The organism is Pseudomonas sp. PH1b, assembly GCF_000633395.1.
GTDB lineage: Bacteria > Pseudomonadota > Gammaproteobacteria > Pseudomonadales > Pseudomonadaceae > Aquipseudomonas.
Window position 1 is genome coordinate 32,137 of sequence record NZ_AYMU01000002.1, and the last position, 18,915, is coordinate 51,051.

The window sequence follows — 18,915 nt, forward strand, 5'->3', positions numbered from 1 at the left end:
ACCTTTGCGAAGTTCTGGAGTTTCCCCCTCATGCGCACCTTTCGGTTGGTGATTTCTTGCCCTGACCGCGTTGGCATCGTTGCCAAAGTCAGTAACTTTCTGGCCTCCCACAACGGTTGGATCACCGAAGCGAGCCACCACTCGGACAACCTCAGTGGTTGGTTCTTCATGCGCCACGAGATTCGTGCCGACTCGCTGCCTTTTGGCCTGGAGGCGTTTCGCGAGGCATTCGCGCCTATCGCCGAAGAGTTTTCGATGGACTGGCGGATCACCGACACTGCGGAGAAAAAGCGCGTGGTGCTGATGGCCAGCCGTGAGTCCCATTGCCTGGCGGACCTGTTGCACCGCTGGCACAGCGACGAACTGGACTGCGAGATCGCCTGTGTGATCTCCAACCACGACGATCTGCGCAGTATGGTCGAATGGCACGGCATTCCTTACTACCACGTACCGGTCAATCCGCAGGACAAGGAGCCGGCGTTCGCCGAGGTGTCGCGCCTGGTCAAGCAGCATGACGCCGAAGTGGTGGTGCTGGCGCGCTACATGCAGATCCTGCCGCCGGAACTGTGCAGCGAATATGCCCACAAGGTGATCAACATCCACCACAGCTTCCTGCCGTCCTTCGTCGGTGCCAAGCCTTACCACCAGGCATCCCTGCGTGGCGTGAAGCTGATTGGCGCCACCTGCCACTACGTCACCGAAGAGCTGGACGCCGGTCCGATCATCGAGCAGGACGTGGTGCGGGTCAGCCACAGCGACAGCATCGAGGACATGGTGCGTTTTGGTCGTGATGTGGAGAAGATGGTCCTGGCCCGTGGCCTGCGCTACCACCTGGAAGACCGCGTGCTGGTGCACGGCAACAAGACCGTGGTGTTCTGATAAAGCTGCCGGGAGCGAGGTTTCAATGCCCCGTTCCCGGCTCTTAACTTGATGAGGTCAGCCTGATGACCGATCCGCTGGACAAAGCCACTTCCCAAGCGCCCGCCACCCTCGGCGAAGGCTGTCTGAGCCGTTACGACCCCGATGCCCTCGATGCCGAGGACGGCACCGAGTTTCCTGGTGCTGCCGAACTGTGGCAGCAATTGCAGCAAGAGCCGGCACCGAAGCCGGAGCCGCAATGAATCGCGGGCTGACAACGGGCGCCTGAAGCAGGGGCCCATTGCCGGCTGAAGCTTGCGCAGCGCTCCCTCAGATCCGGAAACTGCCCACCAGGTGTTTCAGGCGCGTGGCCTGCTGCTCCAGATCTGAACAGGCCCGCAGGGTGGCCTGAAGGTTTTCCACGCCTTCCTGATTCAGGGTGTTGATCTCGGTGATGTCCATGTTGATGGACTCCACCACCGAGGTCTGTTCCTCGGTGGCGGTGGCCACCGACTGGTTCATGCCGTCGATTTCACCAATGCGCTGGGTCACGCTGTTCAGTCGTTCCCCGGCCTGGTTGGCGATTTCCACGCTGTCCTGGCTATGGCGCTGGCTGTTGCTCATGGTGCTGACCGATTCGCGGGCACCCACTTGCAGTTCCTCGATCATGGTTTGCACCTGCTGCGCCGACTCCTGGGTGCGGTGAGCAAGGTTGCGCACTTCATCGGCGACCACGGCAAACCCGCGACCGGCTTCACCGGCCCGGGCCGCTTCGATGGCCGCGTTGAGCGCCAGCAGGTTGGTCTGCTGGGAAATGCTGGTGATGACTTCGAGAATCTGCCCGATGTTCACGGTCTTGCTGTTGAGGGTCTCGATGTTGCTGCTGGAGGCGCTGATCATGTCCGACAGCTGGTTCATCGCCTGAATGCTGCGATCCACCACTTGCTGGCCGTCTTCGGCCAGGTTGCGGGCATCACTGGCCTGTTGCGAGGCCTGGGCGGCATTGCGGGCGATTTCCTGGGCCGCGGCCCCCAGTTGATTGATTGCCGCAGCCACGCTGTTGGTACGGCTGGCCTGCTCGTCGGAGTTGAGCATCGACGAGTTGGAAGCGCTGACCACCCGCAGGGCCACTTCGTTGACGTGCTCGGTGGCCGAGGATACTTCGCGGATCGAGCCGTGGATGCGCTCTACAAAGCGGTTGAAGGCGGTGCCGAGGATGCCGAATTCGTCCTGGTTATGGATGTTCAGCCGCCGGGTCAGATCACCTTCGCCGTCGGCGATGTCCTGCATGGCCCGGGTCATCACATGCAGCGGCTGCATCAGCAGGCGGATCAGCAAGCCCAGCAGAGCAATGGTCAGGGCCACGGCCGTCAGGGTGGCGATGAGGGCCGAGGTGCGGAATTCGCTGAGCATGGAGAAGGCCTTGTCCTTGTCCACTGACAGGCCGATGTACCAGTTCACCGAGGACAGGCCCTTGATCGGCGTGAAGGTGACAATGCGGGTCTTGCCGTCGACGCTGACCTCGCTCAGTTCACTGTTGATCTTCGGGGTGTCCTGGGGATAGACATCCTTGAGGGTCTTCATCACCAGGTTCTTGTCCGGGTGCACCAGGATCTTGCCGTCGGCACTGATCAGGAAGGCGTAGCCCATGCCGTCGAAGTCCAGGGCATTGATGCTGTCGGCAATCACTTGCAGGCTCAGGTCGCCACCGACCACGCCGATCTTCTGCCCGGCCTTGACCACGCTGTCGACGATGGAAATCACCAACTGGCCGGAGGCAAGGTCGATGTAGGGTTCGGTGAGGGCTGAGCCGCTGGTGCTTTCGGCGCTTTTGTACCAGGGGCGCGCGCGTGGATCGTAGCCGTCGGGCATCTTGCTGTTCGGGCGGATGATGAAGGTGCCATCCTGGTTGCCCAGGTAGGCGCCCATGAAGGTCGAGCTCACCGACTTCTGTTCCAGCAGGTTGCTGACATTGGCCGGATCGGTGTTGAGGGCCACCGACTGCGAGATGTTTTCGATCAGCAAGGCGCGGCCGGCGAGCCAGGTCTGAATATTTTTTGCCGTGACGTCGCCCATTTCCTGAAGATAGTTGTCCAGATCATCACGAATGGCGTTGCGTTGCAGGTAATCGTTGTAGAGCGTGAATAGTGCAAAGGCAGCTATGACGATCAGCGAGGCGGCAAGCAGGATCTTGTGGCTGAAGCGCAGATTTTTGTTCATGGCTTGGGTGTCCGCTAAGGTCTTTGAGTCCAGGGCATCGGGTTGGAAGGGCGCGCAAAATAGGCGGTGTTATAAGTAAGCTGATATCTCCATCTATCCCAAGGGAATTACCTGACCTTTATTTCAGATACTTCTGATCCATCAATTCTTAATATCGACCGTGTAAGGCCAAAGATTAACCAGGGGTGACAAAATGCCTGACTCATTGCAACTCGTTATCGGTGCCGATCTCAACGGTCAGCCGATCGCCCAGGCCATGCGCCTGGCCAACCGCCACGGTCTGGTGGCGGGCGCCACCGGCACGGGCAAGACCGTCACCCTGCAGCGCTTGGCGGAAGCCTTCAGTGATGCCGGGGTGGCGGTGTTCGCCGCGGACATCAAGGGTGACCTGTGTGGGCTGGGGGCCGCGGGCAATCCCCAGGGCAAGGTGGCCGAGCGGATCGCCGGCATGCCTTGGCTCAAGCACCAGCCTCAGGCTTATCCCGTAACGCTGTGGGATATCCATGGCGAATCCGGTCATCCCTTGCGCACTACCTTGAGTGAAATGGGCCCGCTGTTGCTGGGCAGCTTGCTGGAGCTTACCGACAGCCAGCAGTCGGCTTTGTATGCAGCGTTCAAGGTGGCGGACCGCGAGGGCCTGTTGCTGCTCGACTTGAAGGACCTCAAGGCGCTGCTCAATCACCTGCGGGACAACCCGCAGCTGCTGGGGGATGACGCAGCGCTGATGACCACTGGTTCCAGTCAGGCGCTGATGCGGCGCCTGGCAACCCTGGAGCAGCAAGGGGCTGAGGCGCTGTTCGGCGAACCGGCACTGCAACTGGAGGACATCCTGCAACCGGCCGCCGACGGCCGTGGACGGATTCATCTGCTGGATGCCAGCCGTCTGGTGCACGAAGCACCGAAAGTCTATGCGACCTTCCTTTTATGGCTGCTGGCCGAATTGTTCGAGCAACTGCCGGAACGAGGCGATGGGGACAAACCCCTGCTGGCGTTGTTTTTCGATGAGGCGCACTTGCTGTTCGCCGGTACGCCCAAGGCCCTGCAGGACAGGTTGGAGCAGGTGGTGCGGTTGATTCGCTCGAAAGGCGTGGGGGTGTATTTCGTCACCCAATCGCCAGGGGACCTGCCCGACAGCGTGTTGGCGCAGTTGGGGTTGCGGATCCAGCATGGCTTGCGGGCGTTCACCGCCAAGGAGCAGAAGTCCTTGCGCGCCGTGGCCGATGGGTTCCGTCCGAATCCGGCCTTTGACGCTCTGGCGGTGCTCACCGAGCTGGGGATTGGCGAAGCGCTGGTGGGAACCTTGCAGGACAAGGGCACCCCGGAGATGGTCCAGCGGGTACTGGTGGCGCCTCCACAGTCGCGCATCGGGCCCTTGACCGACGCCGAGCGCAAGGCGCTGATTGCCAGTTCGCCGTTGCAGGGGCGTTATGACAAGCCGATTGACCGGGAGTCCGCCTATGAAGTGCTGATGGGGCGCAAGGAGCTGGCGCCGGAGGCGGTGCCAGGCAAGCCGGTCGCCGAAGAGCCGAGCCTGGCCGACCGCGCCGGCGAGTTCCTCGGCACTGCGGCCGGACAGGCCTTGAAGTCGGCCATGCGCCAGGCTGCCAACCAGCTGGGCCGGCAGTTGATGCGGGGCCTGATGGGGTCGTTGCTGGGCGGCAGCAAGCGCCGCTGAGTCAGTCCCGGGGCTTGGCGTGACGAGCCAGGCGTTCCAGGGCTGCGCGCAGGTTGGGGTCGGCAATGCCGTCGGCGGTGGCCTGGATGGTCTCGGCGGCGTTGCTCGACAGGTCCATGGTGTGTCCCGCGGCGCCTTGCTGGACGGTGGGGGGCTGGACCTTGAACAGAATGCGCGTGAGGTGGCTGAACTCGTTGAACTCCTGCAACTGACGCTGCAGGCGCTTTTGTTGATAGCGCAGGCGGGTGGCCCAGTGGCCGTCGGTGACAATCAGCAACAGGCTGCCTTCGCGCCAGGAGGCGACGTGGCAATGTTCGCGAGCCGCCGGTTGCAACTGGCTCTCCAGCAGGCGCTGCAGATGTGCCAGGCGCTGAGCGTGGCCGAGTATGGCTTTCAGAGGCTTGGCTTCGCGAAGAAGAACGGCTGGAGCGCGTGCCGTAAGGGGGCGAAATGCCATGATCAGAAACCTGAAGTTACAGAGGCGCCATGGTAGCAGAAAGCGCCAGGGCCACCTGAGACATCGTTTTTCGTACTGGGCCTAAATCTGCCGCTTTGCTGATCGCAATCATTAACTTCTGTGGTGAATGGGCTTGAAGTTCAGCCAAAAGCCCTTATTTTAGGTGAGCCCCGTCACAGCGCTGTGCCAGCATCGTGGAATAACGCCACTTTCCTCACCATCGTTTCCGGGTAGAATGCTCGTTCGCATGCGGCCATGAGGGCTGCTCGGGCGACTCACGGGGCCGCCCTCCAACCCTATGTGTGGAAGATCCTGCCGATATGTTTGCGCCTTTGTTAAAGAAACTTTTTGGAAGCAAGAACGAGCGTGAAGTCAAACGCATGCTCAAGACGGTACAGATCGTCAATGCCTTCGAAGAGCAAATGGTGGCCCTTTCGGACGATCAATTGCGTGCCAAGACTGCAGAGTTCAAGGCTCGTATCGCCAAGGGTGAAACCCTCGACAAACTGCTTCCCGAAGCCTTTGCGGTCGCCCGCGAAGCCGGCAAGCGGATCATGGGAATGCGTCACTTCGATGTGCAACTGATCGGTGGCATGACCTTGCACGAAGGCAAGATCGCTGAAATGCGCACCGGTGAGGGCAAGACCCTGGTCGCCACCCTGGGCGTGTACCTCAACGCGTTGTCCGGCAAGGGCGTGCACGTGGTGACGGTGAACGACTACCTGGCGCGTCGCGACGCCAACTGGATGCGTCCGCTGTACGAGTTCCTCGGCCTGAGCGTCGGCGTGGTCACGCCGTTCCAGCCGCCTGAAGAGAAGCGTGCCGCCTACGCCGCCGACATCACCTACGGCACCAACAACGAATTCGGTTTCGACTACCTGCGCGACAACATGGCTTTCAGCATGGAAGAAAAATTCCAGCGCGAGCTCAATTTTGCCGTGATCGACGAAGTCGACTCCATCCTCATCGACGAAGCCCGTACGCCGTTGATCATTTCCGGCCAGGCCGAGGACAGCTCCCGCCTGTACACCGAAATCAACAAGCTGATCCCGCGCCTCGAGCAGCACATCGAGGAAGTCGAAGGCCAGGTCACCAAGGCCGGCCACTTCACGGTCGACGAGAAGACCCGCCAGGTCGAGCTCAACGAAGCTGGCCACCAGGTGATCGAAGAGATGCTGACCCAGGTCGGCCTGCTGGCCGAGGGTGAAAGCCTCTACTCGGCGCACAACCTGGGTCTGCTGACCCACGTCTATGCCGGCCTGCGTGCCCACAAGCTGTTCAATCGCAACGTCGAATACATCGTCCAGGAAGGCCAGGTGGTCCTGGTGGACGAGCACACCGGTCGTACCATGCCCGGCCGTCGCCTCTCCGAGGGCCTGCACCAGGCCATCGAGGCCAAGGAAAACCTCAACATCCAGGCCGAAAGCCAGACGCTGGCGTCGACCACCTTCCAGAACTACTTCCGCCTGTACACCAAGCTGTCCGGCATGACCGGTACTGCTGACACTGAGGCCTTCGAGTTCCATCAGATCTACGGCCTGCAGGTGATGGTGATTCCGCCGAACAAGCCACTGGCGCGCAAGGACTACAACGACCTGGTGTTCCTGACCGCGGACGAGAAGTACGCCGCGATCATCAATGACATCAAGGAATGCATGACCCAGGGCCGTCCGGTGCTGGTGGGTACCGCGACCATCGAAACCTCCGAGCACATGTCCAACCTGCTCAACAAGGAAGGCATCGAGCACAAGGTACTGAACGCCAAGTTCCACGAGAAGGAAGCGGAAATCATCGCCCAGGCCGGTCGTCCCGGCGCACTGACCATTGCCACCAACATGGCCGGTCGGGGTACCGACATCCTTCTGGGCGGCAACTGGGAAGTGGAAGTCGCGTCCCTGGAAGACCCGACTCCGGAACAGATCGCCCAGATCAAGGCCGACTGGCAGAAGCGCCACCAGCAAGTGCTGGAATCGGGCGGCCTGCAGGTGATCGCTTCCGAGCGCCACGAGTCCCGCCGTATCGACAACCAGCTGCGTGGCCGTGCCGGTCGCCAGGGTGACGCCGGCTCCAGCCGTTTCTACCTGTCCCTGGAAGACAGCCTGATGCGCATCTTCGCCTCTGATCGGGTGAAGAACTTCATGAAGGCTCTGGGCATGCAGTCCGGCGAGGCGATCGAGCACCGCATGGTGACCAACGCCATCGAGAAGGCCCAGCGCAAGGTAGAAGGCCGCAACTTCGATATCCGCAAGCAACTGCTGGAATTCGACGACGTCAACAACGAGCAGCGTAAAGTGATCTATCACATGCGCAACACGTTGCTGGCCGCCGACAACATTGGCGAGACCATCTCCGATTTCCGTCAGGATGTGCTCAACGCCACCGTCAGCGCCCACATTCCACCCCAGTCGCTGCCTGAGCAGTGGGACGTGGCGGGCCTGGAAGAGGCCATCCAGAGCGGTTTCGGTGTGAGCCTGCCGATCCAGCAATGGCTCGACGAAGACGATCACCTGTACGAAGAGACCCTGCGCGAGAAATTGCTCAACGAGCTGATCGCCGCGTACAACGAGAAAGAAGACCAGGCCGGTGCCGAAGCCCTGCGCAGCTTCGAGAAGCAGATCGTGCTGCGGGTCCTGGACGACCTGTGGAAAGACCACCTGGCGACCATGGATCACCTGCGCCACGGCATTCACCTGCGTGGCTACGCGCAGAAGAACCCGAAGCAGGAGTACAAGCGCGAGTCCTTCACGCTGTTCTCCGAACTGCTGGATTCCATCAAGCGCGACTCGATCCGGGTACTGTCCCACGTTCAGGTCCGCCGTGAAGATCCGGCCGAGGAAGAGGCGCGCCTGCGCCAGGAAGCCGAGGCACTGGCCCAGCGCATGCAGTTCGAACACGCTGAAGCCCCGGGCCTGGATCATCCGCAAGCCCTGGAAGAAGGCGTTGATGTCGACGTGGCCCTGGCCTCTGCGCCGGTGCGCAACGAGCAGAAACTGGGTCGCAACGAGCTGTGCTACTGCGGCTCGGGCAAGAAGTACAAGCACTGTCACGGCCAGATCAACTAAGATCCCCGCCAGACACTGAAATACCCGCGCCGTGACGGCATCAGCCGTCGCGGCGTTTTTCCATTTGCGACACCGTCTTTCATGACGACGGTGCGGATATCTGCTAAGAGGAGCGCTTTCATGGCTGTTGGTCTTGGTCCTTTGCCAACGTTGCACCCGGTTGCCGGTTTTGAGCTCGGCATCGCTTCAGCCGGCATCAAGCGCCCGGGGCGCAAGGATGTAGTGGTCATGCGCTGCGCCGAAGGCTCCACCGTGGCGGGGGTGTTCACCCTCAACGCGTTCTGCGCCGCGCCGGTGATCCTGGCCAAGCAGCGCGTGCAGGGTGCGGTGCGCTACCTGCTGACCAACACTGGCAATGCCAACGCCGGTACCGGCGAGCCGGGCCTGGCTGCCGCCGCCCGTACCTGCGCCAGGCTGGCGGAGTTGACCGGGGTCGATGCCAGCGCCGTGCTGCCGTACTCCACCGGGGTCATTGGCGAACCGCTGCCAGTCGAGAAAATCGAAGGCGCACTGCAAGCCGCCCTGGATGACCTGTCCGTGGACAACTGGGCCGCTGCGGCCACAGGCATCATGACCACCGACACCCTGCCCAAAGGGGCCAGCCGCCAGTTCCAGCACGATGGCGTCACCATTACCGTGACCGGCATCAGCAAGGGGGCGGGGATGATCCGGCCGAACATGGCGACCATGCTGGGCTACATCGCCACCGACGCCAAGGTTTCCCGCGATGTGTTGCAGAACCTGATGCTGGACGGTGCCAACAAGTCCTTCAACCGCATCACCATCGATGGCGATACCTCGACCAACGACTGCTGCATGCTGATCGCCACCGGCCAGGCCGACCTGCCGGCCATCACCGAAGCCTCGGGCCCACTGTTCAATGCCCTGAAACAGGCAGTGTTCGAGGTCTGCATGGAGGTGGCCCAGGCCATCGTCCGCGACGGTGAGGGCGCGACCAAGTTCGTCACCGTGGAGGTCAATGGCGGTGCAAACCATCAGGAATGCCTGGATGTTGGCTACACCGTGGCCCACTCGCCGCTGATCAAGACCGCACTGTTTGCCTCTGACCCGAACTGGGGGCGAATCCTGGCTGCAGTGGGACGTGCCGGCGTGCCCGACCTGGATGTCAGCAAGATCGACGTGTTCCTCGGAGACGTCTGCATCGCCAGCCGTGGTGCGAGGGCGGCCAGCTACACCGAAGCCCAGGGCGCAGCGGTGATGCAGCAGGAAGAAATCACCATCCGTATCGAGTTGGGCCGTGGTGCGTGCAGCGAAACCATCTGGACCACCGACCTGTCTCACGAGTACGTGAAGATCAACGCCGAATACCGTACGTAACGCGGCGTCCAACAACCGGTTCTGCCTGCCCGCAGGACCGGCTCGCCTTTACGGCGATCATCTTTCAAGGAACAGCCCCCAAGGGCTGGCCTAATGCCGGATCAGAGGAAGCAGTGCGGTGAAACGAGTACATGTGGCTGCGGCCGTCATCCGGGATGCCTGCGGCAAGATCCTGATTGCCCGGCGTGCCGATACTCAGCATCAAGGTGGCCTGTGGGAGTTTCCCGGGGGCAAGGTCGAGGCCGGGGAAACCGTAGAGGCCGCCCTGGCCCGCGAGCTGCAGGAAGAGTTGGGAATCACCGTGCAGAGCGCACGTCCGTTGATCAAGGTGCAGCACGATTACCCGGACAAGCAGGTACTGCTGGACGTCTTCGAGGTGTCGGCCTTCAGTGGCGAGCCTCATGGCGCCGAAGGGCAGCCCCTGGCCTGGGTCACGTCCCGTGGACTGGCGGGCTACGAGTTCCCTGCGGCGAACCAACCGATTGTCGATGCGGCGCGGCTGCCGGCGCATTATCTGATCACTCCCGAAGGCCTGGAAACCCCGGCCCTGCTGCGCGGCATGCAGAAAGCCATTGCCCAGGGCTGCCAACTGGTCCAGTTGCGCGCTCCGGGTGGCTACGATCCGAAATACCGTGACCTGGCGGTGGATGCCGTGGGCCTGTGTGCCGGCAAGGCGCAACTGATGCTCAAGGGGCCGTTCGAGTGGCTGGGGGATTTTCCTTCGGCAGGTTGGCACATCACTTCGGCGCAATTGCGCAAGTACGCCAGTGCCGGACGGCCCTTCGGCAAGGAGCGCTGGTTGGCGGCGTCCTGCCATAACGCCGAGGAGTTGGCCCTGGCGCAGCAGATGGATGTGGATTTTGTGACCTTGTCCCCGGTGCAGCCGACCCAGACCCATCCTGATGCGCAGCCTCTGGGCTGGTCACAGGCGCAGCAGTTGATCAGTGGTTTCAACCGGCCGGTGTACCTGCTGGGAGGCGTGGGGCCTGCCGACTGTCAGCAAGCCTGGGAAGCCGGTGCTCAAGGGGTGGCCGGTATCCGCGCTTTCTGGCCGCAGGACTGAAGGCCTCCTTAGTGGCAGCGCCGGCTTTGGCTGGGCGCTGGCCCTGTACAGGCCGGTTTGCCTGCGAAGGTGCGCGCAAGGCTTGCCGGCGCTTTCGCCGGCAAGCCGGCTCCTACGCAGAGGGAGTGGGTTTGGCGGCGGCCTGCCAGAGGATTTCGGCGATGCCCTGGCGTTTGGCGATCAGTCGCGCGGCGACAAACAGAAGGTCTGACAGGCGATTGATATAGGCCAGCCCAACTCCCTGCAAGGGTTCGATGGCATTCAACTGCTGGCAGCGACGCTCGGCGCTGCGCGCCAGGCTGCGGCAGACGTGGGCCTGGGCAATCAACACCGAGCCACCCGGCAGAATGAAGTTTTCCAGGGGGCCCAACTCCTCGTTCCACACATCGATGGCCGCCTCCAGGCGCTCCACTTCGCTGCTGTTGAGGGCCTGATACACCGGCATCGCCAATTCGCCCCCGAGATCGAACAGCCGATGCTGGCAAGGCGTCAGTACCTCGATCACTTCCTGGAGCCCGGGGCAGGTCGCGCCGTGCTCGGCCAGCCCGGCCAGGAGCAGGCCCAACTGGCTGTTCAGCGTATCGACCTCACCAATGGCCTCTACCCGGGGGTGATCCTTGGGTACCCGACGGCCGTCTCCCAGCCCGGTTTCGCCTTTGTCGCCAGTGCGGGTGTAGATCTTCGACAAACGAAAACCCATGCTTAGTTCTCCAGTGGTAGAGGTTCTTGAACCAGGGGCTGGCTGCTTGCCAGGGGGAGGCGCAGGGTGAAGCAGGTGCCCTGGCCACGGGTCGACTGCACTTCCATCTGGCCCTTGTGGTTGTTGGTGATGATGAAGTAGGACACCGACAGCCCGAGCCCGGTGCCCTGGCCGATTTCCTTGGTGGTGAAGAAGGGTTCGAAGGTGCGCTTGCGCACGTTCTCGCTCATGCCGACGCCATTGTCCTCCACCTGGATTTCCGCCCAGGGCGGATTCAGGCGGGTTCGCAGGATGATGCGTCCCGGCTCGCTGTCATCGTCGCGCTGATGTATGGCCTGGGCGGCATTTTTCAGCAGGTTGAGCAGCACCTGTTCCAGTTCGTTGGCGGTGCCGGGGACCGGTCCCAGGTCTGGGTCGAACTGGCGCACGATCGCCTGGCCCTTGAAGTCGAAGCCGATGGCCAGGTCGAAGTCGTTGCTGGCGATTTCCACTGCCTGGTCGATCAGTGCCGGCAGGTCGCAAGGAGCCATCTGCCGAGTGCTGCGTCGACTGAAACTGAGCATGTGGGTGACGATCTTCGCGGCCCGGGCGCCTGCCTGTTGAATGCCGTCCAGCAACAGTGGGACTTCCCGGCTTTCCAGGTAACGGTTGACGGTTTGCAGCTCGACGCCGACCTGTTGCGCGTGTTCGAGGTTTTTCGGCAGCTCGGGAGACAGTCGGCGACGGATGTTCTGCACGTTGTGCAGGATCGCCCCCAGGGGGTTGTTGATCTCGTGGGCCATGCCGGCTGCCAGGCCGCCGACCGAGAGCATCTTCTCCGACTGCACCATCATTTCTTCGAGGGACAGGCGCTGGGTGATGTCGTCGATACGGATCACCACCCCGCGTCCGGCGCCACCCATCAGCGGATAGAAGGTCAGGGCATAGTGGCGTGCTTCCTCATCCTTGAGCCAGGTGACCCGCTCGACCTTGGTCACCGTGTGCTGCTCGACGGTTTCCTTGAGCTGCGGCAGGAACGGCTTGAGCGGTTCGAAGGCGAGGAAGATCGGCTGGTTCAGGGCTTCGTCAAGGCGAGTGCCGGACAGGGCGCTGGCCTCCTGGTTCCACTGGGTGACATACAGCTGTTCATCCAGGGCGATCAGGGCCGAGGGCATGGAGTCGATGATGCTGTTGAGGTAGTTCTGGAAACCGGTGAGTTTTTTCTCGATTTTGCTGCGCACCTGGACTTCCAGCTCCAGCTTGCGGTTGGTGTGACGGGTTTCCTCGGCCAGGCCCTGGGCCTGGTCATAGGCGGCCTGGGCGTCGTCTCGGGCGCGCTTGAGCTGCTGCTCCCGGGCCTCGATACGCGACAGCATGGTGTTGAAGGCTTCGGCCAGGCTGCCGATTTCATCATGGTTGCCTCGTGCGGCGCGCAGGGAATAGTTTTCCTCGCGGGTCACCTGGCGGGACAGCTCCTCGAGCTGGTGAATCGGCTGGGTGATCAGGCGCTTGATCTGCCGGGCAATGACCAGCCACAGCAGCACGCTGAAAATCAGGATGCCGAGGCTTGCGGTGAGGGTGCCGGTATAAAAGGCCATGGGCAGCTCGCTGGTAGCTACCAGCAGCAGGTGCCCCGGTGCCTGTCCCGGGCGGGGCAGGGTAATCACCTGGTTGCTGCGGAACTCGGTCATTTGCCAGGCTTCGATGTGGCGATAGCGCTCGGGCAGCTTGAGGTGTTCCCCGTGTTGCAACTGGGCCACGCGCTGGCCTTTGCCATCATAGAGCGCGGCAGCCCGCAGCGGGCTGTAGCTGTCGAGTTCGTCGAGCAGCTTCTGCGCATCCTCGGGCGAATTCAGGGCCTGGATTGCCAGGGACGGGTTGGACACCAGGCGGCCGATGGTCTGCAGCGCCTGGGGCGCCATGCTTTCCTGGGATATCCAGTAGGCGGCGCTGATAAAGGTCAGGTTGGCGACCAGCAGTACGGTGGTCAGCAGGACGAGCAGGGCGGCCAGGAGCTTCTGGCCCACGGGCAGGTTTTCGAGGCGCTGGCGCAATGGCATCGGCTATATCGCTGAAAATGAGCAAGTGGGCAGCGTAGCCGCTGCTCAGTCGCTGGGCAATCCGCGCAGGCGTAGCTGGTTCACTAGGCGCTGTTGCACTTGTTGCAGATGGGGCAGCTGCAGGCGGTGACGGGCGGCCGCCTGGCAGGCATAGCCCAGCAGGTAGCTGATCTCCGTACGGCGCTGGCTGGCCACGTCCTGGTACATGGAGGAGTAGTTGGCGGCGGTGGCCTGAATCACCCGCTCGACCTCCTGTTGCAGGTTTTGTGCTGCGGCGGGTTGTCCGCAGCATTGCAGCAATTCGCTCAGTTCGGCACACAAGGTCGCCACTTCGCACTGGTGTTGCTGCAGGCCGCCATTGCGACAGTCGTGCAACACCGTCAGTGGGTTGATCGCGCAGTTGAGCGCCAGCTTGCGCCAGAGCCGGGTGAGGATCTGGGTGCTCCATTCGTGAGGAATGCCACTGGCCGTCAGCTCGTCTAGCCAGATGGGCGGAGTAGGGTGGCCGGAGTCGCCCAGCCAGGTATAGCCGTGGCCGGCAAAAACCACGCGCCAGTCACCATCGCGGAACGCACCCTCGGTGCTGGAGGCTGCAATGCAGCGTGCCAGGGGCACCCTGGCGGCTACGGCGTCCTGACTGCCGAGGCCATTTTGCAGCAGGATCAGTTCGGCCCCGGGCTTCAAGCGTGGGGCGATGCGGGCCACGGCGGCCTCGGCGTCATAGGCCTTGCATGCCAGCAGCAGGCGCTGGATCGGCTCTGTGCCCTCGCAGGTTTCGCCGGGGATCGCCAGCAGGTTGCTCCGGCCCTGCTCTACCAGGGTCAGGCCACCGGCGGCCTGATAAGCCCGCAAGCGAGCTTGGTCCCGCAGGATCAGGCGGACCGGCAGCCCGGCGCGGGCCAGGCGAGTGGCCCAGAGGGTGCCGAGGCTGCCGGCGCCGAGAACATGCCAGGTAGTGGACATCAGCTTTTTGCTCTGTTTGGCAGGCCCGGGAAGGGCGCGCAGTGAACGAGGGGAAAGACCCGTTATAATGAGCGCGGATTTTAACCGCAAGCCGGGCGTGTTCGATGTCTTGAACAGCGCCCCTTTTTATTTGGAGAGATTACATGCCGTCGTTTGACGTGGTATCCGAACTGGACAAGCACGAAGTCACCAACGCGGTGGAAAACGCCGTCAAGGAACTGGATCGCCGCTATGACCTGAAAGGCAAGGGCAGCTTCGAGTTCAAGGACAAGGACCTGGCTGTCAACCTGACTGCCGAGGCCGAGTTCCAGCTGGAAGCGATGATCGAGATCCTCAAGCTGGCCCTGGTCAAGCGCAAGATCGACGTGCAGTGCCTGGAGGTCAAGGACGCCTATGCCTCGGGCAAGCTGATGAAGCAGGAGGCGGTGCTCAAGGAAGGGATCGATAAAGAGCTGGCGAAGAAGATCGTCGCGCACATCAAGGATGCCAAGCTGAAGGTGCAGGCATCCATCCAGGGCGAGCAGGTACGGGTCACCGGCAAGAAGCGTGACGACCTGCAAGAGGCGATCGCCGCCTTGCGTGCCAAGGAGTTCGGCATGCCGCTGCAGTTCAACAACTTCCGCGATTGATCGATTTCTCCGGGAACCTCTAGAGCTAATTGGCGTCCGAGGCCGGAGGAGTGGCAGAAACGATTGAGCGCCAATGGAGCCGGTCGTTCTGCCTGTCAGTCATGCACGCCGCAATCCCCGGAATCTGGAGAAATAGATGGATTTGAACGCTGAAGTAGACAACCTGGTCCGGGCCTCCCAGGCCTGGATTCCAATGATCATGGAATACGGCAGTCGGGTACTGCTGGCCGTGATTACCCTGGCCATTGGCTGGTGGCTGATCAACAAGCTGACCCACAAAGTGGGCAAGTTGCTGGCGCTGCGCAATGCCGACCTGGCGCTGCAAGGGTTTATCAGCAACCTGGCCAACATCGTACTCAAGGTGCTGCTGATCGTCAGCGTGGCTTCGATGATCGGGGTCGAAACCACCTCCTTCGTCGCCGCGATCGGTGCCGCCGGCCTGGCCATCGGCCTGGCATTGCAGGGCAGCCTGGCGAACTTCGCCGGTGGTGTATTGATCCTCCTGTTTCGCCCGTTCCGCATCGGCGACTGGATCGAGGCCCAGGGCATCAGCGGTACCGTGGACAGCATCCAGATCTTCCACACTGTGCTGCGTACCGGTGACAACAAGACGGTGATAGTGCCCAACGGCAACCTGTCCAACGGCATCATCACCAACTACAACCGTCAGCCGACCCGCAAAGTGGTGTTCGATGTTGGCGTGGATTACGACGCCGATTTGCAGAAGGCCCGCGAGGTGCTGCTGGAACTGGCCAAGGACGCCCGCGTGCTGGCCGATCCTGCACCGGTGGCGGTGGTGTCCACCTTGGGAGACAGCGCGATAACCCTGTCACTGCGGGTGTGGGTCAAGACCGCGGACTATTGGGATGTTTTGTTCCAGTTCAATGAACTGTCTCGTGATCGCTTGAAGGCCGCGGGAATTGATATTCCCTTTCCGCAGCGGGTGATTCGCGTGGTTCAGGAAGCGGCGGTGCAATAAACCGGTTTCATGACCTGGCCGTTCGGTCAGCTATGTTGTTCAAGACAAGGGGCTATCAGCCCCTTGTTTGTTTTAATTCCCATTCAATGGCAACTAACACACCTGCCTGGGAGAGCTGAGAGCAACTACCGACATGAGCTATGTTAGTTAGCTTGCTATTTAATTGTCTTTTCAATGTTGCATTTCAGCAGGCATAAAAAAACCGTCAGCCTGATACCAGGTGACGGTTTTTATTAGAGCTGCGTGTTAGCGCATTAACTGGGCACTAAAATTACAAGATGCTCAGCGGGTACTCTACGATGATACGAACATCGTTGTTGTCTGCGGTGTAATCCGCGTTGTAAGCACCGTTTGCACGGTACACAGCGCTACGCAGGCGGAACGACAGGTCCTTGGCTGGACCTTCTTGCATCACGTATTTGGTTTCGAAGTTGAACTCGTTTTCCTTGCCCTCGGTATTGGACGAGGTGCTGATGTTGTCACCCTTCACGTAACGAGCCATGAAGCTCAGGCCAGGAACGCCCAAGGTTGCCATGTTCAGGTCGTAGCGAGCCTGCCAGGAGCGCTCGTCCTTGCCGATGAAGTCGGAGATCTGGATGGAGTTGGCAACGAAGACGGTGCCGTTACCGTCAACACCGTACAGGTAGTTGGTGTCGCCAGTAGAGCGCTGGTGGGCGATGGTGAACTTGCTCGCGCCGATGCTGTAGGCAGCCGCAAGGCTCCACAGTTTGTTGTCCAGCTTGCCGTACAGTTTCTTGCCGTCGTCTTCGGTACGGTAGCCGTTGAAGTCGAGGTTCAGCGACTGGTTGTCGGCGATCGGGAAGGTGTAGTTCAGGTTGATGTACTGCTTCTTGAAGTAGTCATCGACCTTGGACGCCGCCACGCCACCGACGAAGTTGTCGGTGAACTGGTAGGTGGCACCGGCGAAGTCGGCAGAGGTCAGGCCTGGGTTTTTCAGGCCGTCACTGTTGCGACCGTTGATGCTGTCGTTGTACTGACCGGTCTGCGAGCGCAGGGCGGTGAAGTGACCAGCGTTCAGTTCCAGGCCCTTGATCTCCTTGCTGGTGATCATGGTACCGGTGGCGACTTCTGGCAGCAGACGGCTGTCGTCGGTGGAGAACACTGGGCTGGCAACCATCTGGTCGCCGTACTTCAGTACGGTATCGGAGATGCGGAACTTGACCGCGCCGCCTACAGCCGACGAGTCTTTTTCTGGCTGGCCGAAGCGGTTGTTGGCTGCCAGGCCGTTGCCGGAGCGACCTGCGCCGCCGTCAAGCTTGATCACGCCCATGGCGAACGCGTCAACGCCGACGCCCACGGTGCCTTGGGTGAAGCCGGAGTTGTACTGCAGCAGTTCACTCAGCCCGGTATCTTGGCGATAGCCGCTTTTGTAGCCGCCGTCGTCACGTGCGTGGTTGCCAGCACCGTTCTTGAAGTCGCGGTTCATGTACTCAAGACGGGTTTTGGCGGTCAGGGTGCTATCTTCGATAAAGCCCTTGGAATCGTCCTGGGAGGACGCGATTGCGAACTGCGAGGTGCCTGCTGATACAGCCAGGGCGATCATGCTCCACTTCATCACGCGCATCGTGATTTGCTCCTTTGGTTTTTAGAAGAGTACTGCCGTCCCACCTATTTTTTTATCTGGGCGGCTCTTTCTTTTTGTGTCGGCGCAAACTTATATCACGCTGACAATGTTGGCGATACTTGCCAATCTATCCTTTCGGCTTCTTTACGAGCCTGTCGCAAACTGCTTGATCAGTGTCGCAATTGTGCAGCCTGATGGTGTCCAGACGGACAACTAAAACAGTGTTCTTCGAAGGGGCGCAATGCAGGAATTAATCCCCCCATGCAGACACTCTACAAAGCACTTTCGGGCAACCCTGCCACTATTATCATGAGTCTTTAACGTCCACTTTCGGTGGGGCGTTGCAGACGATGTCGGGTGTGGATGCAACAACCGTGCACAAACTGCAAGTGCTCGTTGATTTTTCTTCAGTGGCGTGTGCCGGTCTGTAAAAACCGCATAAAACCCTTGTTCCAAGCGTCTTTTTGTTTGGCTTGACTCGAAGGTTTCCATGGTGCAGGGCTGTGCAATAAGTTGCACAGCCTGGCGAAATGTTACCGGTCCACACTGTGAAGTGAGTAAACGGCGGATGCTTGAGGTATCCAGCGTAGATGGCTTGTACGATTCTGGTGCAGTTTTTTTGCAGCGCTGTGCACGGTTCCTGCAATCGTCTGCAGGACGGCCGAGGCGCGACGGGGCCTGCCAGGCCGCTTTCTGCGGATTTCCAGCCAATTGTGCGCAAGTGGTGCAAGGCTCGGGAAAGTGTCCTGCCGTGGGGCATGTCGGCTGCATGAGGGGGCGGCTCCTTGCCGGGTCTCGAGGGCTCTGGCTCATTGGTCATGAAGCACGGGGCATTCGCAGGTATGCTGGGCATCTGTCGCCTGGCAAGTGTCTGTGATACTGAACGCCGGGCTGGAATGAGCTGAGCGGGAGCAAACACGGTGTTTACTTTAGATTCACGGCTGCAACAAGACACATTGCCCATCGGGGATTTCCCCCTCTGCCGGTTGCTGCTGTCCAATGACGCCAATTATCCCTGGTTCATCCTGGTGCCGCGTCGCGAGGATATCAGTGAGTTGTTTCAACTGGATGTCACCGATCAGCTTCAGTTGTGGCAGGAAACCACGGCATTGGCCGAACTGCTCAAGGACTCCTTCGATGCCGACAAGTTGAATGTCGCGACCCTGGGCAACGTGGTGAGCCAGCTGCACATGCACGTGATCGTGCGCAAGCGTGATGACGCGGCATGGCCTGCGCCGGTCTGGGGCAAGCATCCAGCTACGCCTTACCGGCCCGAGCAGGTCGCGGCGATCCGTGAGCGGCTGCGGGTCGTGTTGACCGATGATTTCCAGTTTCTGGAGGGTTGAT

Annotated in this window: 15 protein-coding genes and 1 pseudogene; 9 read left to right on the forward strand and 7 right to left on the reverse strand. The window is 61.1% G+C overall.

The window, feature by feature from the left end:
* The first annotated feature begins 30 nt into the window (after positions 1 to 30).
* Positions 31 to 879 carry a formyltetrahydrofolate deformylase gene (gene purU, locus U873_RS0102745; protein WP_025126780.1) on the forward strand — a complete coding sequence of 283 codons (849 nt, stop codon included), beginning with the start codon at positions 31 to 33 and terminating at the stop codon, positions 877 to 879.
* 65 nt (positions 880 to 944) lie between these two features.
* On the forward strand, positions 945 to 1,121 hold the full coding sequence (locus U873_RS36885; protein ID WP_177330224.1) for a hypothetical protein: 177 nt from the start codon (positions 945 to 947) through the stop codon (positions 1,119 to 1,121).
* Positions 1,122 to 1,188: 67 nt separating this feature from the next.
* Here U873_RS36885 and U873_RS37455 read toward each other — a convergent pair whose 3' ends face one another.
* Together U873_RS37455 and U873_RS37460 are read right to left on the reverse strand one after the other, a co-directional pair.
* On the reverse strand, positions 1,189 to 1,953 hold the full coding sequence (locus tag U873_RS37455; RefSeq protein ID WP_371261281.1) for a methyl-accepting chemotaxis protein: 765 nt from the start codon (positions 1,951 to 1,953) through the stop codon (positions 1,189 to 1,191).
* Between the two features lie 93 nt (positions 1,954 to 2,046).
* Positions 2,047 to 3,078 (reverse strand): annotated as a pseudogene (locus tag U873_RS37460) (cache domain-containing protein); the annotation flags it as partial.
* Between the two features lie 193 nt (positions 3,079 to 3,271).
* On the opposite strand from U873_RS37460, the gene U873_RS0102760 reads away from it, so the two are divergent.
* Positions 3,272 to 4,753 (forward strand): helicase HerA-like domain-containing protein, encoded by a 1,482-nt coding sequence (locus tag U873_RS0102760; RefSeq protein ID WP_025126782.1) that lies wholly within the window; start codon positions 3,272 to 3,274, stop codon positions 4,751 to 4,753.
* A gap of 1 nt (position 4,754) precedes the next feature.
* On the opposite strand, the gene U873_RS0102765 is transcribed toward U873_RS0102760, so the two are convergent.
* Positions 4,755 to 5,210 carry a DUF721 domain-containing protein gene (locus U873_RS0102765; protein ID WP_025126783.1) on the reverse strand — a complete coding sequence of 152 codons (456 nt, stop codon included), beginning with the start codon at positions 5,208 to 5,210 and terminating at the stop codon, positions 4,755 to 4,757.
* Positions 5,211 to 5,530: 320 nt separating this feature from the next.
* Here U873_RS0102765 and secA point away from each other — a divergent pair, with 320 nt between their 5' ends.
* The 3 genes from secA (at position 5,531) to U873_RS0102780 (ending at position 10,673) form a co-directional block, all read left to right on the forward strand.
* Entirely contained in the window at positions 5,531 to 8,272 is a 2,742-nt protein-coding gene (gene secA / locus U873_RS0102770) for a preprotein translocase subunit SecA (protein ID WP_025126784.1), read from the forward strand.
* A gap of 120 nt (positions 8,273 to 8,392) precedes the next feature.
* Positions 8,393 to 9,610: a bifunctional glutamate N-acetyltransferase/amino-acid acetyltransferase ArgJ gene (gene argJ, locus U873_RS0102775; protein WP_025126785.1), complete on the forward strand. Its 1,218-nt coding sequence runs from the start codon at positions 8,393 to 8,395 to the stop codon at positions 9,608 to 9,610.
* A gap of 118 nt (positions 9,611 to 9,728) precedes the next feature.
* Positions 9,729 to 10,673: a Nudix family hydrolase gene (locus tag U873_RS0102780; RefSeq protein WP_025126786.1), complete on the forward strand. Its 945-nt coding sequence runs from the start codon at positions 9,729 to 9,731 to the stop codon at positions 10,671 to 10,673.
* A gap of 112 nt (positions 10,674 to 10,785) precedes the next feature.
* Here the strand turns inward: U873_RS0102780 and U873_RS0102785 are convergent, their stop codons facing one another.
* From U873_RS0102785 to U873_RS0102795, 3 genes are read right to left on the reverse strand one after another with little or no spacing between them, the layout of a single operon-like run.
* Complete coding sequence (locus U873_RS0102785) at positions 10,786 to 11,373, reverse strand: cob(I)yrinic acid a,c-diamide adenosyltransferase (protein ID WP_025126787.1); 588 nt, start codon at positions 11,371 to 11,373, stop codon at positions 10,786 to 10,788.
* A 2-nt stretch (positions 11,374 to 11,375) separates the two neighbouring features.
* The gene (locus U873_RS0102790; protein ID WP_025126788.1) at positions 11,376 to 13,412 is read right to left on the reverse strand and encodes an ATP-binding protein; all 2,037 of its coding nucleotides are present in this window, start codon (positions 13,410 to 13,412) and stop codon (positions 11,376 to 11,378) included.
* Positions 13,413 to 13,457: 45 nt separating this feature from the next.
* Positions 13,458 to 14,375 (reverse strand): putative 2-dehydropantoate 2-reductase, encoded by a 918-nt coding sequence (locus U873_RS0102795; RefSeq protein ID WP_025126789.1) that lies wholly within the window; start codon positions 14,373 to 14,375, stop codon positions 13,458 to 13,460.
* Positions 14,376 to 14,518: 143 nt separating this feature from the next.
* Between U873_RS0102795 and U873_RS0102800 the strand changes: the two genes are divergently transcribed.
* Both U873_RS0102800 and U873_RS0102805 read left to right on the forward strand, forming a co-directional pair.
* On the forward strand, positions 14,519 to 15,004 hold the full coding sequence (locus U873_RS0102800; protein WP_025126790.1) for a YajQ family cyclic di-GMP-binding protein: 486 nt from the start codon (positions 14,519 to 14,521) through the stop codon (positions 15,002 to 15,004).
* Between the two features lie 136 nt (positions 15,005 to 15,140).
* Positions 15,141 to 15,983: a mechanosensitive ion channel family protein gene (locus U873_RS0102805; RefSeq protein WP_025126791.1), complete on the forward strand. Its 843-nt coding sequence runs from the start codon at positions 15,141 to 15,143 to the stop codon at positions 15,981 to 15,983.
* Between the two features lie 271 nt (positions 15,984 to 16,254).
* Here U873_RS0102805 and U873_RS0102810 read toward each other — a convergent pair whose 3' ends face one another.
* On the reverse strand, positions 16,255 to 17,568 hold the full coding sequence (locus tag U873_RS0102810; protein ID WP_025126792.1) for an OprD family porin: 1,314 nt from the start codon (positions 17,566 to 17,568) through the stop codon (positions 16,255 to 16,257).
* A 920-nt stretch (positions 17,569 to 18,488) separates the two neighbouring features.
* Between U873_RS0102810 and U873_RS0102815 the strand changes: the two genes are divergently transcribed.
* A complete protein-coding gene (locus U873_RS0102815) occupies positions 18,489 to 18,914 on the forward strand; it encodes an HIT domain-containing protein (protein WP_025126793.1) in 426 nt (141 codons plus the stop codon).
* Position 18,915: the final 1 nt, after the last annotated feature.

What these genes read in the sequence shown, in the direction of transcription:
- U873_RS0102795 (WP_025126789.1), bottom strand. Translation starts at nt 14,375, where the DNA reads ATGTCCACTACCTGGCATGTTCTCGGCGCCGGCAGCCTCGGCACCCTC.
- U873_RS0102765 (WP_025126783.1), bottom strand. Translation starts at nt 5,210, where the DNA reads ATGGCATTTCGCCCCCTTACGGCACGCGCTCCAGCCGTTCTTCTTCGC.
- argJ (WP_025126785.1), top strand. Translation starts at nt 8,393, where the DNA reads ATGGCTGTTGGTCTTGGTCCTTTGCCAACGTTGCACCCGGTTGCCGGT.
- U873_RS0102790 (WP_025126788.1), bottom strand. Translation starts at nt 13,412, where the DNA reads ATGCCATTGCGCCAGCGCCTCGAAAACCTGCCCGTGGGCCAGAAGCTC.
- U873_RS36885 (WP_177330224.1), top strand. Translation starts at nt 945, where the DNA reads ATGACCGATCCGCTGGACAAAGCCACTTCCCAAGCGCCCGCCACCCTC.
- U873_RS37455 (WP_371261281.1), bottom strand. Translation starts at nt 1,953, where the DNA reads ATGCTCAACTCCGACGAGCAGGCCAGCCGTACCAACAGCGTGGCTGCG.
- U873_RS0102810 (WP_025126792.1), bottom strand. Translation starts at nt 17,568, where the DNA reads ATGCGCGTGATGAAGTGGAGCATGATCGCCCTGGCTGTATCAGCAGGC.
- U873_RS0102805 (WP_025126791.1), top strand. Translation starts at nt 15,141, where the DNA reads ATGGATTTGAACGCTGAAGTAGACAACCTGGTCCGGGCCTCCCAGGCC.
- U873_RS0102785 (WP_025126787.1), bottom strand. Translation starts at nt 11,373, where the DNA reads ATGGGTTTTCGTTTGTCGAAGATCTACACCCGCACTGGCGACAAAGGC.
- U873_RS0102800 (WP_025126790.1), top strand. Translation starts at nt 14,519, where the DNA reads ATGCCGTCGTTTGACGTGGTATCCGAACTGGACAAGCACGAAGTCACC.
- secA (WP_025126784.1), top strand. Translation starts at nt 5,531, where the DNA reads ATGTTTGCGCCTTTGTTAAAGAAACTTTTTGGAAGCAAGAACGAGCGT.
- U873_RS0102760 (WP_025126782.1), top strand. Translation starts at nt 3,272, where the DNA reads ATGCCTGACTCATTGCAACTCGTTATCGGTGCCGATCTCAACGGTCAG.
- purU (WP_025126780.1), top strand. Translation starts at nt 31, where the DNA reads ATGCGCACCTTTCGGTTGGTGATTTCTTGCCCTGACCGCGTTGGCATC.